We start from the raw sequence: 14,252 nt of genomic DNA, 5'->3' as shown, positions 1-14,252 counted from the left end.
CGCCAGCCGCTCTCCCCGGCCAAGCGCGGCATCGGCGGCGCGCGCGGCGTCCCTGGCGCGATCGAAATCACGAACGATGATCGCGTTGATCGGCTCGTCCAGGGCCTCGATGCGGGCAATGGTGTGTTCGAGCAACTCGGATGCAGACACCTTCCGCAGATGCAAAGCGCTCAGTAGCGCGCTGATCGAGCCGTAGCTCAAGCCGCCGGCATCTGCGTTCAGTTCCTTTTGCATCACGAACTCCGAGCGCGAAGTTGGTCGCAGTTGCTCATGCCTTCCGACAGGTTAATGGGGCGGCTCAACGGCGAATTGATCCTGGGCTGATGATGTAACCGTGCGCCTGTTTTGCCCGACGTGTCAAATCAGTGCGCTCGCCGCGCACGAGCGAAATTCTTCAATGACTTGTACTGTGCATGGGGTTGTTTTCGCGTTTTTGTTTTGAGCGCATCCGAGCCCCGGCATCCACCGGCAGAATCCGTGGCGATGCGGGCACCCCTAAGAGTTTTTATACACAGTTCTGGCACGTTCCGCGCGTCAAGACCCGCAACCTGCATCGTCGCCTCTCATTGCGCGCACGAAAAGATGGGGCTCGCGGGCATCGAGGGGGCGTGAGCCATGACTGCACTTGCTTCGGACGCCGGTCGCGCGAAGGGTGGGATCGTGCCGATCCTGCTATGCGTCGTGCCGTTCAGCCAGATTCCGCTCGATGCCTATACGCCCGGCCTGCCGCAGATGGTGGTGGATCTCGCCACTGATGCGGCGTCGATGCAGAACACCGTCACCGCCTACATGCTCGGCATGAGCCTTGCCCTGGTGCCGGTCGGCATCGCCTCCGACACGCTCGGCCGCCGCAACGTCCTGCTCGCAGGGCTGTCGGTGCTGATCGCGATGAGCATCGCCTGTGCGCTCGCCACCAGCGCTTCGCTGCTGCTCGGCTTGCGCTTCCTGCAAGGCATCGGCGGCTGCACCTGCCTCGTCGTCGCCTATGCGGTCGCCGCCGATTGCTTCCGCGGCCGCGAGCTTACTGCGATTTCGGGTCTGCTTGGAGCCGCCTGGGGATTGGCGCCCGTGCTTGCTCCGGCGGCCGGCGGATTCATCGTGGAGCTGACGTCCTGGCGCGGAGTGTTCGTCGTGATTGCCGTCGCCGCAGCAATCGTCGCCATGATCGTCGTATTCTTTCTGCCTGAAACGTTGCCAGCGGAACGGCGCTCACCGTTTGATCCGCACCGCACTGCCGGTCTCTTGCGCGAGGCTCTCGTTCGTCGGGGCTTCCTGGCTTTCGTGCTGGTCTTTGCCGCGGCAGCCAGCGCGCAGCTGGCATTCGGCGTCGTCGCACCGTTCTTCTACCAGACCGGCCTTGGTTATTCGGCGGCGATCTACGGCCTCGTCGCGCTCGGCCTTGGCGGCGTCAATCTCGCCGGCGAACTGGGCTGCGCGCATTTCGCCCGCTTCATGCCGGCCCGCATGCTGGGCTTCGGCGCCTTCGCGCTGTTCCTCGCTGGCGCCGCCGTCCTGACGGTAACAGGCATGACCCTGGGTCTCGATTTCGCGTCGATCACGATCGGCGGCGCGCTGGTGCTCGGCGGCTGCGGCGTGCTGTGCCCGATGATGTACGGCATGGCGCTCGGCCTGTTCGAGCGCGACCACGGACTGATCGGCGGCCTGATCAGCGCACTCTGCTATCTCGCCGTCAGCGGCGCCATGGCGATCGCGGCGGTGCTGCCCGAAGCGACGCAGGCGCCGATCGGTTGGCTCTATCTCGGCCTCTGCGCCATTGCGGGCGCGCTGCTGGCGATCTCGCTGCCCTCAGCGCACCACGCCACACAGACTTAAGGAAGGAACCCATTCATGACCACTATCGGTATTCGCGGCACGTTCTTCGATTTCGTCGACGATCCCTGGAAGCACGTCGGCAACGAGCAGGCGGCCGCCCGCTTTCACGAGGACGGCCTCATGGTCGTCACGGACGGCGTGATCAAGGCGTTCGGCCCCCATGACAAGATCGCCGCCGCGCATCCGGGCGTCGAGATCACCCACATCAAGGACCGCATCATCGTTCCAGGCTTCATCGACGGTCACATTCATCTGCCGCAGACCCGGGTTCTCGGTGCCTATGGCGAGCAGCTGCTGCCGTGGCTGCAGAAGTGGGTCTATCCCGAAGAGCTCAAATACCGCGACCGCAACTACGCGCGCGAGGGTGTGAAGCGTTTCCTCGACGCGCTGCTGGCGTCCGGCACCACCACCTGCCAGGCCTTCACCAGCTCCTCGCCCGTCTCGACCGAGGAGCTGTTCGAGGAAGCCGCCCGCCGCAACATGCGCGTCATCGCGGGCCTCACCGGCATCGATCGCAACGCGCCGGCCGATTTCATCGACACCCCCGAGAATTTCTATCGCGACAGCAAGCGGCTGATCGCGCAGTACCACAACAAGGGCCGCAACCTCTACGCCATCACGCCGCGGTTCGCCTTCGGCGCCTCGCCGGAACTGCTCAGGGCGTGTCAGCGCCTCAAGCACGAGCACCCGGATTGCTGGGTCAACACCCACATCTCCGAGAACCCGGCCGAATGCAGCGGCGTGCTGGTCGAGCATCCGGACTGCCAGGACTATCTCGGGGTCTACGAGAAGTTCGACCTGGTCGGTCCAAAGTTCTCCGGCGGCCACGGCGTCTATCTTTCCAACAACGAATTCCGCCGCATGTCGAAGAAGGGCGCCGCGGTGGTGTTCTGCCCGTGCTCGAACCTGTTCCTCGGCAGCGGCCTGTTCCGGCTCGGCCGCGCCACCGATCCCGAGCATCGCGTGAAGATGTCGTTCGGCACCGACGTCGGCGGCGGCAACCGATTCTCGATGATCTCCGTGCTCGACGACGCCTACAAGGTCGGCATGTGCAACAACACGCTGCTCGACGGCAGCATCGATCCCACGCGCAAGGACCTTGCAGAGGCCGAGCGCAACAAGCTGTCGCCCTATCGCGGCTTCTGGTCGATCACACTCGGCGGTGCCGAAGGTCTCTACATCGACGACAAGCTCGGCAATTTCGAGCCCGGCAAGGAGGCCGATTTCGTCGCGCTCGATCCGAACGGCGGGCAGATGGCGCAAGCGTGGCACCAGTCGCTGATCGCGGACGGCGCCGGCCCGCGCACGATGGATGAAGCCGCGAGCATGCTGTTCGCCGTCATGATGGTCGGCGACGATCGCTGCGTCGACGAGACCTGGGTGATGGGCAAGCGTCTCTACAAGAAGAGCTGAGACGGCAGCTCATGAGCGCATCCCCCGACACGCCCGGCCAGCCGGTCGCCCTCGTCATCCAGCGCCGCATTGCCGACGACGGCTTTGCCGCGTTCGCGCGGTGGAACGGCGAGGTTGGCGAGGTGCTCAAGGCGTGGCCCGGATTCCTGGGGCAGGAGGTGGTGCCGCCGCAACCGCCCGCTCATGTGGACTGGGTGACGATCCTGCGTTTCGCCAGCCCGGCCGCAGCACGCGCCTGGCTCCAGAGCGATGTTCGGGCGCGGCTGATCGGGCAGGTACAACGCTTCTTCGTCGGCTCCGAGGACGTCCATATCCTCCCCGACACCGGCGTTCAGCGTGACAATGCGGTGTCCGCCGTCATCTCCTTCGAGGTTCCCGACGGGCTCGAGGATGCGTTCCTGAAATGGCAGCAGCGCATCCAGGCCGCGGAAGCCGAGTTCAAGGGATTCCTGCGCCACAAGATCGAGCGGCCGATTCCGGGCCTGCACGACGAATGGATCATCATCCTGTCGTTCGACAGCGATGAAAATCTCAATGCCTGGCTCGACTCGCCCGTGCGGCAGACGCTGCTGAAGGAGGGCGAACGCTTCAACGCCGGCATGAACGTGAAGCGGGCGAGCTACGGCTTCAATTTCTGGTTCCCGGCCGGCAAGACGCAGGCTCCGGAACAAGGTCCGGAGCTGATCTGGAAGAGCAATCTCATCGTCCTGCTGGTGCTCTATCCCGTGGTCTATCTCTGGGGCACTTTCATCAGCCGGCCGCTGATCGACAGTCACGGCGTGCCGATCTGGCTGTCGCTGTTCGTCGGCAATCTCGTCAGCACCCAGCTGCTCGGCTGGTGGCTGGTGCCCGCCGCGTTCAGGGCGCTCGACTGGTGGGTGACGCCGAAGGCGACGCTCGGCCGCCAGATCGCGGGCTACGCGCTGCTCGCCGCGCTCTACGTCGCATCGATGGCGCTGTACGCGCTGCTGCTCGCGTGGCATTGGGGGCGGTGAGACCGTCCGCAACTGGCACGTGACGACCATGTTCGCCCTGACATTTCTCGGGACCTCGGCAAGCGTTCCCTCAGCGGAGCGCAACCATCCGGCGCTCCTCGTGGAAGCCGCGGGCAAGCGTGTCCTGATTGATTGCGGCGAGGGCACGCAGCGCCAGCTGCTGCGCAGTGGCGCCGGCTTTCGGCGGCTCGACCGCATCCTGCTGACGCACGCTCATCTCGATCACGTGCTCGGCATTCCCGGCCTGTTCTCGACGCTCGGCCTGCGGCAGACCTCCGAAGTGATGACCATTCACGGCGGGGAGGGCACGCTCGACATCGTCATCCGAATGCTCGCAGGCCTGTGGGGCGCGGGCAGGGCGCCGATCGCGGTGGAGTTCGCAGCGCTGACCGAAGGACAGGTCATCGATGCCGGTGAGTTCACCATCGATTGTTTCGCGGTCCGCCATCGCGACACCGACAGTTTTGGTTTCGTGTTTCAAAGCCCAGCGCGCCGTCATCTTCGGACCGATCGGCTCATGAGGCTTGGTGTCCCCGACGGTCCCTTGCGCGGCGAATTGGCCGCGGGCCGACCGATCGTGCTCGCCAACCGAACCATCGATCCGGAAGACGTCCTCGGTCCGCCGAGCGGCGGCAGGAAGCTCGTCGTGATCGGCGACACCGAGACCACCGAGGGGCTGTCGCAATACGTTGCCGATGCCGACATGATGGTGATCGAGGCGACGTTCCTCGATCGCGACGCGCCGACCGCGCGGAACTACGGCCATCTCACCGCGGCAGAAGCGGCTTCCTTTGCAGCCACGAACAACGTCGGGCAGCTCGTGCTGACGCATATGTCGGGACGCTACGAAGACGAGGAGATTCTTTCCGAAGCCGCAAAGATCTTCCCGAACACCCGGATCGCCGCGGACTTCGATCGCATCGTCGTCTGATCAGCCCATTGCGAGGCCGGGACTGTCCGAAATGAGCAACAAGACGTTTCGCTCGGGCGTGAACGCAGCGAGAACAGGCGACGATGTTCACAGAAGGACTGGACCGCAAACGCTGGCGCGGCTATATGACCGGCCTGCGGGCCGCTGATTTGCAAAACTTTCAGTCAGTCCTGCAAAACTTCCGAGGAAAGCTTAGCAATTTCAAGCGCTTCGGTGGGGAATGGTGTAACGGTAGCACAACAGACTCTGACTCTGTTTGTCTTGGTTCGAATCCAGGTTCCCCAGCCAGTTCCGGCACTTTCCAAGGTCCGATTTCCAAGTCCCCCTTGAGCAGGATGGCAGGTTCGTCGGCCGCCTCGCTGCTCGCGACGGTTTGCCTCACCTGACATTCGCATTCGCGGGTCGGATCGCGGCGCGCCGTATCGTCCTTTGGCCGTGCAACCCAAGGAGATCCGCAATGCCCTATGTCGATGGTTTCGTTCTCGCCGTGCCGAAGGACAAGCTCGAGGCCTACAAGGCGCTGGCGGCGACCGCCTGTGCGATCTGGATGGAGCACGGTGCGCTCGATTATGTCGAATGCATCGGTGACGACGTTCCCTATGGGGAGCTCACCTCGTTTCCGCGCGCGGTGATGGCGAAGGAGGACGAGGTCGTGGTGTTCTCCTGGATCGTCTACCGCGACCGGGAGACTCGCGATGCCGTCAACAAGAAGGTGATGGCGGACCCGCGGATGACGTTCGAGGGCATGCCGTTCGACGGCAAGCGCATGATCTATGGCGGCTTCACGACGCTGCTCCGGGCGAACGACATCGTCGGCTGACAGCACGGGACAGAAGGCCTATCTCGGGGGACGCTGATCGACCTCCGTTTGGAGCAGCAGCGACAGGCAGCCGGCGAGCCGCGTCTCCATCTCTTTCGACGAGAGCGACAGCGGGCCGGGATCGTTGAGGATCGCGTTCACCAGCGTGCCCAGCACCACCTGGAAGCCGAAGGCGATGGTGCGGGTTTTTGCCGCTTTGCGGCCCTTGCCCATCGCCGGCAGCAGCATAGGGGTGGCGCGCTCGGTGGTTGCCTGGGCGAGGGCCTTGAACGGCGTCCATTTGTCCGGGCGGGTGTCGTCATGCTGAAGCGCGGCGCGCAGCACACCTTCGTGGTTGCGCATCCATGCGATGATGCCGCTCACGACGACATGGCAGAGCTTGTCGAGGCTCGGATCGGCTGACGGCCGCCTGATTTTGCCGAGTCGCTGCTCGCCGTCGCGCGCGGCCAGCGCCATCAGGGCGTTGAAATACGCCTCCTTGCTCTCGAAACGGCTGTAGAAGGCGCCGACGGTGGCGCCGACCTCGGTGCAGAGCCTCTCGATCGAGAGCTCGGCAAGGCTGCGCGTCCTCAGCATCGCGGCGCCGGCGCGCAGCAACGCCAGCGTGGTTTCCCGGCTGCGCTTCTGCCGGGACGGGGCGACGCCGGGCAGGTCGAAATCGCGAAGCTCCGGCGGTTCGGACCGTTGGCGCATCAGGGCTTGCATCCACCAAAAACCATAATCATAATTCGGACTATAATCTAAAGCCCGAGGCTCCGCGCGTCAATTGCGGCCGCCAGGACAAATGAACACCGGCTCCAGCAGGGAGGATCACATGACCGCAGGCAGCGGCACGCCGTTCGGCGGCAGCATCGGCAAGACGGTTGCGCAGTCAAAGCCCTGGTGGCCGGCGGCCGTGAAGCCGCCTGAGGGCGCGCCGAACATCCTGGTGGTGCTGTTCGACGATGTCGGCTTCTCCGATTTCGGCTGCTACGGCTCGGCGATCAGGACGCCGACCATCGACAAGCTCGCCGCGGAAGGCTTGCGTTACAGCGGCTTCCACACCACGGCGATGTGCTCGACCACGCGCGCGGCGCTGCTCACCGGGCGCAACCACCATTCGGTCGGCGTCGGCTGTCTCGCCAATTTCGATTCCGGCTATCCCGGCTATCGCGGCAAGATCGCGCCCGAGGCGGGGACGCTCGCCGAGATGCTGCGCGTGCACGGCTATCGCAACTACATGGTCGGCAAATGGCATGTCACGCCGCTGACCGAGAGCGGCGCCACCGGTCCGTTCGACGGCTGGCCGCTCGGGCGTGGCTTCGACCGCTTCTACGGCTTCCTCGATGCCGAAACCGACCAGTATGCGCCGGAGCTCGTCTCCGACAACACGCATATCGATCCGCCGGGCACCCATGCCGAGGGTTATCATCTGACCGAGGATCTGATCGACCAGACCATCCGCTTCATCGGCGATCACCATGCCGACCGTCCGGATGTCCCCTGGCTCACCTGGGTCGCGCTCGGCGCCTGCCACGCGCCGCATCAGGCGCCGGCCGAGATCATCATGAGCTACGACGCCGCCTTCGCGCACGGCTGGGACGTCGAGCGCGCGCAGCGGCTGGCGCGCCAGAAAGCCATGGGGCTGGTGCCGGAGGCAACGCGGATGCCGGCGCGCAATGACGGCGTCAAGGCCTGGGAGGAGCATTCGGCCGACGAGCGCCGGGTCTTCACGCGGCTGCAAGCGGCCTTTGCCGGCATGCTCGACCATTCCGATCGGCATCTCGCCCGTCTCGTCTCGTTCCTGGAGACGGCCGGTATCCGCAACAACACCATGATCATCGTGATGTCCGACAATGGCGCGAGCCAGGAGGGTGGGCCGCTCGGATTCGTCAACGCAATGGGACCGTTCAACTTCAAGCCGGAGCCGGTCGCTGAAAAGCTCAGCCGCATCGACGACATCGGCGGGCCCGACACGCACAGCAATTTCCCGCATGGCTGGGCGATGGCCTCGAACACGCCGCTGCGCCGCTACAAGCAGAACACCCATGGCGGTGGCATCCGCGATCCCTTCGTCATCAACTGGCCGAAGAAGATCGCAAGCCGAGGCGAGCTGCGGCACCAGTTCGTCCATGCCTGCGACCTTGCGCCGACGCTACTGGAGCTGATCGGCATCGAGCCACCCGCGACCATCGCGGGCTGTCAGCAAATGCCGCTGGAAGGCGAGAGCTTCGCGCGCTCGATCACGGAGGCGTCGGCCCCCTCGAAGAGCTCGCCGCAATATTTCGAGATGTTCGGCCATCGCGGGCTCTGGCATGGCGGATGGAAGGCCGTCGCCTTTCATCCGTCGGGCACGCCGTTCGAGAACGACAAATGGGAGCTGTTCCATCTCGACGCGGATTTCTCCGAGACCGACGACCTCGCGGCCAAGGAGCCGGAGCGCCTTGCCCGGATGGTCGCGGCATGGTGGGAAGAAGCCGAGAAGCACAAGGTCCTGCCGCTCGACGACCGCTTCGGGCCGCGCTTTGCGGAGAATGCCGCGCGCTTCCACGGCGCGCGCCGGCACTTCGTCTTCCACGCCGGGATGGGGCATGTGCCCACCGACGTGGCGCCCGACGTGCGCAGCCGCAGCTACACGATCGAGGCGCATGTCGAGATCGGCGAGGTGGGCGCAGACGGCGTGTTGATCTCGCACGGCGATGCGACGTCGGGCTACAGCCTTTACGTCAAGGGCGGTCATCTCGTGCACGACCTCAACATCGGCGGCAGCCACCAGATCGTACGGTCGGACCGCAAGGTGCCGTCGGGCGCGCGGCGTCTCGGCGTTCACGTCGAACGGCTCGTGCGCAAGGAGCCGCCCGCGAAGGGCGCGCGCACGGGCATCAGCGAATATACGCTTCTGATCGATGGCGAGCCGGCAGGGTCGCTCCAGACCCAGCTCGGATTCCACACGCTGATCTCGTGGTCCGGGCTCGACATCGGCCGCGACCGCGGCAGCCCCGTGTCGCATTACGAGACGCCGTTCGAGTACGAGGGGCGGCTGCTGCGCGTCACCGTCACGATGCACGACGACCAGAAGCTCGACGACGACGCCGTCGGCAACGCGCAGATGGCGCGGCAATGATGGAAGAGGCCCGTTACTTGATCTTGTCGTAAGCTGCCGCGAAGTCGCCCAGCGGCATCGGGATCGCGATCGTCTCCCTGGCCATGTTCTGGAAGGAGACCTTCAGCTGCTTGCCCGACCGCAAGGCGGCGAGCAGGTCCGGCGCGACCGGGGTCGAGGCGTAGCAGCCGCGGTTCTCGCAGGTCTGGATCTGGAGGTCGACCGTCTTGCCTTCATCGACCTGAAGCTTGGCGCCGACGGGAAGGTTGAGGCCAAGCGGCAATTGCAGCAGCGCCACCGGCGTGCGGGTGTCAGGCGCGATGCGGATATTGATCAGGACGACGGTCTGGCCGGTCTTGGTCAGCACCGCGTTCTGCTCCATCGCGCATTCGAGCGGCGCATCGCGGCTGGCGCTGGTGCAGCGGACGATCCAGCCGTGCTGTCCGGGAGCTCCGTCAGCCTGCGGCTGCGTGGGGGCCGGCGCCGGCTGTGCGGCCGGAGGAGCGGCGTTCTTCCTGGCACCTTGCTGGGCGGACGCTGCGCCCATCGACAACAGGGCAGCAGCGGCAAGGGCGATGAGTCTGGATTGCATGAGCATGGCGAAACCGCATTGGCGAATGGGGTCTCGCTGTAGCCTCGCGGGAGGCGCGGTGCAAGCTTACTCGGCGGCTTCCTTGACGCCGCCGTGCTCGGGGGCCTCGTCGTCTTCGCCGTCGCCCGAACGGCCCCAGGCGGAGAACCAGTTGTTGAGCTTGTCGAGATAGAGGTAGACGACGGGCGTGGTGAACAGCGTCAGCGCCTGACTGACGATCAGGCCGCCGACCATGGCGTAGCCGAGCGGCTGGCGAATCTCGGCGCCGGTGCCGTGACCGAGCATCAGGGGCACGCCGCCGAGCAGCGCGGCCATCGTCGTCATCATGATCGGGCGGAAGCGCAGCAGCGCGGCCTGGCGGATCGATTCCTCCGGCGTCTTGTGCTCGTCGCGCTCGGCGGCGATCGCGAAGTCGACCATCATGATGCCGTTCTTCTTCACGATGCCGATCAGCAGGATGATGCCGATCAGCGCGATCAGGCTGAAGTCGAAGCCGGCCGCCATCAGGATCGCGAGCGCGCCGACGCCGGCCGAGGGTAGCGTCGACAGGATCGTGATCGGATGGATGTAGCTCTCGTAGAGGATGCCCAGGATCAGATAGACCACGACGAGGGCGGCGAGAATCAGCAGCGGCACCGTGCCGAGCGACTGCTGGAACGCCTGCGCGGTGCCCTGGAAGCTCGAGTTGAGCGTCGGCGGCGCGCCGAGATCGGCCATCGCCTTCTGCACGGCCTCCGTGGCCTGGCCGAGCGCGACGCCTTGCGCGAGGTTGAAGCTGATCGTGGTCGCCGGGAACTGGCCCTGATGGCTGATCGAGAGCGGACGGACCGGATCGGTGGTCCAGGTCGCGAACGTCGACAGCGGGACCTGGTCGCCGGTCAGCGGCGATTTGAGATAGAGCTTGTTCAGGGTGTCGAGGTTGCCCTGCATCTCCGGCAGGATCTCCAGGATCACCTTGTAGGTGTTGAGCTGGGTGAAATACTGCGTGACCTGCCGCTGTCCGAAGGCGTCATAGAGCGTGTCGTCGATCAACTGCGGCTGGATGCCGTAACGCGCGGCGGTGTCGCGGTTGATCTTGAGCTGGACCGTGGTGCCCTGCGTCTGCTGGTCGGTCGCGACGTCGCGCAGCTGCGGCAACGTCTGCATCCTGGCCAGGATTTTTGGCGCCCATTCATTGAGCTCGGCCAGATTGGCGTCCTGCAGCGTGAACTCGAACTGCGTGCGCGTCGGCCGGCCGCCGAGCCGGACGTCCTGGGACGCCTGCATGTAGAGGCGGGCGCCTTCGATTTTCTCGAACTGGGGCCGCAGCCGCGCGATGATCTGCTGCGCGGTCGCATCGCGCTCGCTACGTGGCTTCAAGGTGATGTACAGAGCACCGTTGTTGCCGGCACGACCGCTGCCGCCGATCACGCTGGCCACAGCGGCAACGCCGGGATCTGATAGAACGATCTTGCCGAGCTCCTCCTGCTTGGCTCGCATCTCCTTGAACGAAATATCCTGCGAGGCCTCCGACGTCGCGGTGATCAATCCGTTGTCTTGCTGCGGGAAGAAGCCCTTGGGAATGAGGACGAAGAGATAGATCGACAGCACGAGCGTTGCGAAGAAGACGGCAAGCGTGGCGCGCTTCCACCGCAGCGCGATGTCAAGAACGTGTTCGTAGCTTCGCAGGAGCGCATCGAATCCGCGTTCGCTCCACTGAAAAAAGCGGCCGTGCTTGACCTCCCCATGCGCGCGCAGGAAGCGCGAGGCCATCATCGGCGTCAGCGTGAGGGAGACGAACATCGAGACGAAGATCGTCATCGCCAGCACGACCGCGAATTCGCGGAACAGGCGCCCGATGATGCCGCCCATCAACAGCAGCGGGATCAGCACCGCTACCAACGATATACTGATGGAGACGATAGTGAACCCGATTTCCTTGGCACCCCTGTAAGCGGCGGTCATCGGCGATTGACCCTGCTCGACATAGCGCGAGATGTTCTCGAGCATGACGATCGCATCGTCGACGACGAACCCGACCGCGATCGTCAGGGCCATGAGCGAGAGATTGTCGAGCGTATAGCCCGCGACCCACATCATGGCGCAGGCGCCGAGCAGGGCGAGCGGCACTGTCACGGCCGGGATGACCGTTGCCCAGAAGCTTCGCAAGAAGATGAAGATGACCGTCACCACGAGGAAGACGGTGAGCAGCAACGTGAACTGGACGTCGTCCACTGCGGCGCGGATCGTTTGAGTACGATCGCTCATCAGTTCGATCTTGATGGCCGGCGGGATTGCCGCCACCAGGCGCGGCAGCGTTGCCTTGATGCGATCGACAGTCTCAATGACGTTGGCGCCGGGCTGCTTGAACACAACGAGGAATACGCCGCGCTTCCCGTTGGCCCAGGCGGCCTGCTTTGCGTCCTCGGGGCCTCTGACGGCCTGACCGATGTCGCGGATCCGTAACGGTGCGCCGTTGCGGTAAGCGACGATAACGTCATTCCAGTGCTTGGCGTCCGTCAACTGGTCGTTGGCGTAGATCGTGTAGGCGCGCTTGGCGCCGTCGATGTTACCCTTGGGACTGTCGACCGTCGTGATCGCGATTTGGCTGCGTACGTCCTCCAGGGACAGGCCTTTGGCGACGAGCTTGGCCGGATCAATCTGGACGCGGATGGCCGGCTTCTGCTGGCCTCCGATGAACACCTGCGCCACGCCCGATATCTGACTGATCTGCTGGGCAAGCTGGGCGTCCACGGAGTCGCTGACCGTGGTCAGCGGGAGCGTATCCGACGTCGCGGACATGATCAGGATCGGAGCATCCGCCGGGTTGACCTTGCGGTAGGTTGGCGGCGACGGCAGGTTCTTCGGCAGTTGCCCGGAGGCTGCGTTGATCGCCGCCTGCACGTCGTTTGCGGCGCCATCGATGCTGCGGTTGAGATCGAACTGAATGGTGACCGACGCGGTGCCCAGATAGCTCGTCGAGGTCATCTGGGCGATGCCGGGAATCTGGGCGAATTGCCGCTCCAGCGGCTGGGCCACCGACGAGGCCATCGTCTCCGGGCTGCCGCCCGGCAGGTTGGCGGTGATCTGGATGGTCGGAAAGTCGACCTGCGGCAATGGTGCGACCGGCAGCAGCGGATAGGCGACGAGACCGACGAATAGAATGCCGGCCATCAGCAGCGAGGTGCCGATGGGATAACGGATGAAAGGTGCCGAAATCCCTCCCTCGGTCATTCCTGTCGTACCTTGTTCCGGGCCGGATCAGAGCTTGCCACCGCCGTCGACACGAGGCTTCCGGGCTGGACCTTGAACTGACCGCCGACGATCACCTGCTGGCCCGGGCTCAAGCCTTCCTCGATCACCGAACGTCCGTCGATGGCATAGCTGACCTTGACCTTGTGCACCTCGGCCTTGTTGTCCTGATTGACGGTATAGGCGTAGAGCCCGTCGGTGGAATGCTGGACCGCGTCATCAGGAACCACGGTCGCATCCTTCAGCGTCCGAACCAGGAGCCGGGTCGAGACCGATTGGCCCGGCCACAGCGCGTGGTCCTTGTTGTCGAACACCGCCTTGAGGCGGATCGTTCCGCTGGTCGTGTCGACCTGGTTGTTGATGACCGCGAGCTTGCCCTCGGCCAGCGTCTTCTTGCCGTCGGTCGTGGAGGCGATCACCTTGAGCGCGCCGGCTTTCTGGCCCTCGCTGATATAGGGGAGCTGGTCTTCCGGCGCCGTGAAGATCACCGAGATCGGCTCGACCTGCGAAATCATGACGATGCCCGTCTGCGTCGAGGCGTTCACGATATTGCCGATGTCGACCTGGCGCAGGCCGGCGACGCCGGCGATCGGCGCCTTGACCTGGGTGTAGTCGAGCTGAGTCTGGGCGTTGGCGATCGCGGCTTCGTCGGCGGCGATCTGGGCGGTGAGCTGGGCGACGGTCGAGCGCTGGGTATCCACCCGCTGTGCTGTCGCGAATTCGCCGAGCCTCATGGCGCGCTGAAGTTCGAGATTGGCGTTGGCGAGGCTCGCCTCGTCCTGCGCCTTCTTGGCCTTCGCCTGGTCAAGCGCGGCTTGATAGGGGCGGGGATCGATCGAGACCAGAAGCTCGCCCTGCTGGACGATCTGGCCTTCGCGGAAGGCGAGCTTGACGATCTGGCCGTCCACACGGGTTCTGACCTGGACGGTATTGAAGCCCTGAACCGTGCCCAGACCTGTGAGATAGACCGGAAAGTCGGTCTTCTGGACCGGCGCAACGCTCACGGGGACGGCGGTCGGACGAAGCGGGCCGTTTTGCGCGGTCTGGCTTTTTTCAGGCTGGTACGAGCCGAATTTGTGCCAACCATAATAGCCCGCGAAGGCCACGGCCGCGATGATCAGAAGCCAGAGGATCGGCCGGGACTTTTTCATGTCGTCTCGTGTCGGCTCGTGTGCCCTCAGCTACGCATGACGGGGCAGGCCCAGAGTTCCATCGCGGTGTATAATACACGCCAAGTTCCAGTGTAAACAGCACTATCGGTCGAGAATCCTAAACAATTGGAAAGCTTTGCACCCCGTGGGCAATGGTCTGGCGCGGCGATGTGCAGTGCTGCATTTTCGCGGCGCGACGGATCC

10 protein-coding genes, 1 tRNA gene and 1 pseudogene are annotated in these 14,252 nt (G+C 64.7%); 7 read left to right on the top strand and 5 right to left on the bottom strand.

Annotated features, from left to right (window positions below):
• A pseudogene (locus tag IC50_RS15890) lies at nucleotides 1-234 on the bottom strand (amidase); the annotation flags it as partial.
• Nucleotides 235-615: 381 nt separating this feature from the next.
• Here IC50_RS15890 and IC50_RS15885 point away from each other — a divergent pair.
• The 6 genes from IC50_RS15885 (at nucleotide 616) to IC50_RS15860 (ending at nucleotide 5,992) form a co-directional block, all read left to right on the top strand.
• Nucleotides 616-1,833 (top strand): multidrug effflux MFS transporter, encoded by a 1,218-nt coding sequence (locus IC50_RS15885; RefSeq protein ID WP_035706300.1) that lies wholly within the window; start codon nucleotides 616-618, stop codon nucleotides 1,831-1,833.
• 15 nt (nucleotides 1,834-1,848) lie between these two features.
• Nucleotides 1,849-3,246 carry a guanine deaminase gene (guaD, locus tag IC50_RS15880; protein ID WP_035706297.1) on the top strand — a complete coding sequence of 466 codons (1,398 nt, stop codon included), beginning with the start codon at nucleotides 1,849-1,851 and terminating at the stop codon, nucleotides 3,244-3,246.
• 11 nt (nucleotides 3,247-3,257) lie between these two features.
• Nucleotides 3,258-4,241 carry an antibiotic biosynthesis monooxygenase gene (locus tag IC50_RS15875; RefSeq protein WP_035706294.1) on the top strand — a complete coding sequence of 328 codons (984 nt, stop codon included), beginning with the start codon at nucleotides 3,258-3,260 and terminating at the stop codon, nucleotides 4,239-4,241.
• A gap of 28 nt (nucleotides 4,242-4,269) precedes the next feature.
• Complete coding sequence (gene rnz, locus IC50_RS15870; RefSeq protein ID WP_035706316.1) at nucleotides 4,270-5,172, top strand: ribonuclease Z; 903 nt, start codon at nucleotides 4,270-4,272, stop codon at nucleotides 5,170-5,172.
• A 214-nt stretch (nucleotides 5,173-5,386) separates the two neighbouring features.
• Nucleotides 5,387-5,460: transfer RNA gene (locus IC50_RS15865), tRNA-Gln, on the top strand.
• A 169-nt stretch (nucleotides 5,461-5,629) separates the two neighbouring features.
• A complete protein-coding gene (locus tag IC50_RS15860) occupies nucleotides 5,630-5,992 on the top strand; it encodes a DUF1428 domain-containing protein (protein WP_035706291.1) in 363 nt (120 codons plus the stop codon).
• 18 nt (nucleotides 5,993-6,010) lie between these two features.
• On the opposite strand, the gene IC50_RS15855 is transcribed toward IC50_RS15860, so the two are convergent.
• Complete coding sequence (locus IC50_RS15855) at nucleotides 6,011-6,697, bottom strand: TetR/AcrR family transcriptional regulator (protein ID WP_035706288.1); 687 nt, start codon at nucleotides 6,695-6,697, stop codon at nucleotides 6,011-6,013.
• Between the two features lie 109 nt (nucleotides 6,698-6,806).
• Here IC50_RS15855 and IC50_RS15850 point away from each other — a divergent pair, with 109 nt between their 5' ends.
• The gene (locus IC50_RS15850) at nucleotides 6,807-9,095 is read left to right on the top strand and encodes an arylsulfatase (protein ID WP_035706313.1); all 2,289 of its coding nucleotides are present in this window, start codon (nucleotides 6,807-6,809) and stop codon (nucleotides 9,093-9,095) included.
• 13 nt (nucleotides 9,096-9,108) lie between these two features.
• On the opposite strand, the gene IC50_RS15845 is transcribed toward IC50_RS15850, so the two are convergent.
• Genes IC50_RS15845 through IC50_RS15835 form a run of 3 tightly spaced genes read right to left on the bottom strand, consistent with a single transcriptional unit; the run spans nucleotide 9,109 to nucleotide 14,048 of the window.
• Nucleotides 9,109-9,672, bottom strand: a complete 564-nt coding sequence (locus IC50_RS15845) for an invasion associated locus B family protein (protein WP_035706285.1) — start codon at nucleotides 9,670-9,672, stop codon at nucleotides 9,109-9,111.
• A gap of 60 nt (nucleotides 9,673-9,732) precedes the next feature.
• Nucleotides 9,733-12,879, bottom strand: a complete 3,147-nt coding sequence (locus IC50_RS15840; protein ID WP_035706282.1) for a multidrug efflux RND transporter permease subunit — start codon at nucleotides 12,877-12,879, stop codon at nucleotides 9,733-9,735.
• A complete protein-coding gene (locus tag IC50_RS15835; protein WP_035706279.1) occupies nucleotides 12,876-14,048 on the bottom strand; it encodes an efflux RND transporter periplasmic adaptor subunit in 1,173 nt (390 codons plus the stop codon). The genes IC50_RS15840 and IC50_RS15835 overlap by 4 nt, the downstream gene beginning before the upstream one ends.
• Nucleotides 14,049-14,252 lie beyond the last annotated feature (204 nt).

Source organism: Bradyrhizobium genomosp. I (2014) (assembly GCF_000261685.1).
In the GTDB taxonomy this organism is placed as follows: Bacteria; Pseudomonadota; Alphaproteobacteria; order Rhizobiales; family Xanthobacteraceae; genus Bradyrhizobium.
Note: the sequence above shows the minus strand (reverse complement) of the source record. Positions and strands in the feature narration are given on the sequence as shown.

Excerpts from the sequence above, each read along its gene's own strand:
- IC50_RS15885 (WP_035706300.1), top strand. The coding sequence starts at position 616 with ATGACTGCACTTGCTTCGGACGCCGGTCGCGCGAAGGGTGGGATCGTG.
- guaD (WP_035706297.1), top strand. The coding sequence starts at position 1,849 with ATGACCACTATCGGTATTCGCGGCACGTTCTTCGATTTCGTCGACGAT.
- IC50_RS15875 (WP_035706294.1), top strand. The coding sequence starts at position 3,258 with ATGAGCGCATCCCCCGACACGCCCGGCCAGCCGGTCGCCCTCGTCATC.
- rnz (WP_035706316.1), top strand. The coding sequence starts at position 4,270 with ATGTTCGCCCTGACATTTCTCGGGACCTCGGCAAGCGTTCCCTCAGCG.
- IC50_RS15860 (WP_035706291.1), top strand. The coding sequence starts at position 5,630 with ATGCCCTATGTCGATGGTTTCGTTCTCGCCGTGCCGAAGGACAAGCTC.
- IC50_RS15855 (WP_035706288.1), bottom strand. The coding sequence starts at position 6,697 with ATGCAAGCCCTGATGCGCCAACGGTCCGAACCGCCGGAGCTTCGCGAT.
- IC50_RS15850 (WP_035706313.1), top strand. The coding sequence starts at position 6,807 with ATGACCGCAGGCAGCGGCACGCCGTTCGGCGGCAGCATCGGCAAGACG.
- IC50_RS15845 (WP_035706285.1), bottom strand. The coding sequence starts at position 9,672 with ATGCTCATGCAATCCAGACTCATCGCCCTTGCCGCTGCTGCCCTGTTG.
- IC50_RS15840 (WP_035706282.1), bottom strand. The coding sequence starts at position 12,879 with ATGACCGAGGGAGGGATTTCGGCACCTTTCATCCGTTATCCCATCGGC.
- IC50_RS15835 (WP_035706279.1), bottom strand. The coding sequence starts at position 14,048 with ATGAAAAAGTCCCGGCCGATCCTCTGGCTTCTGATCATCGCGGCCGTG.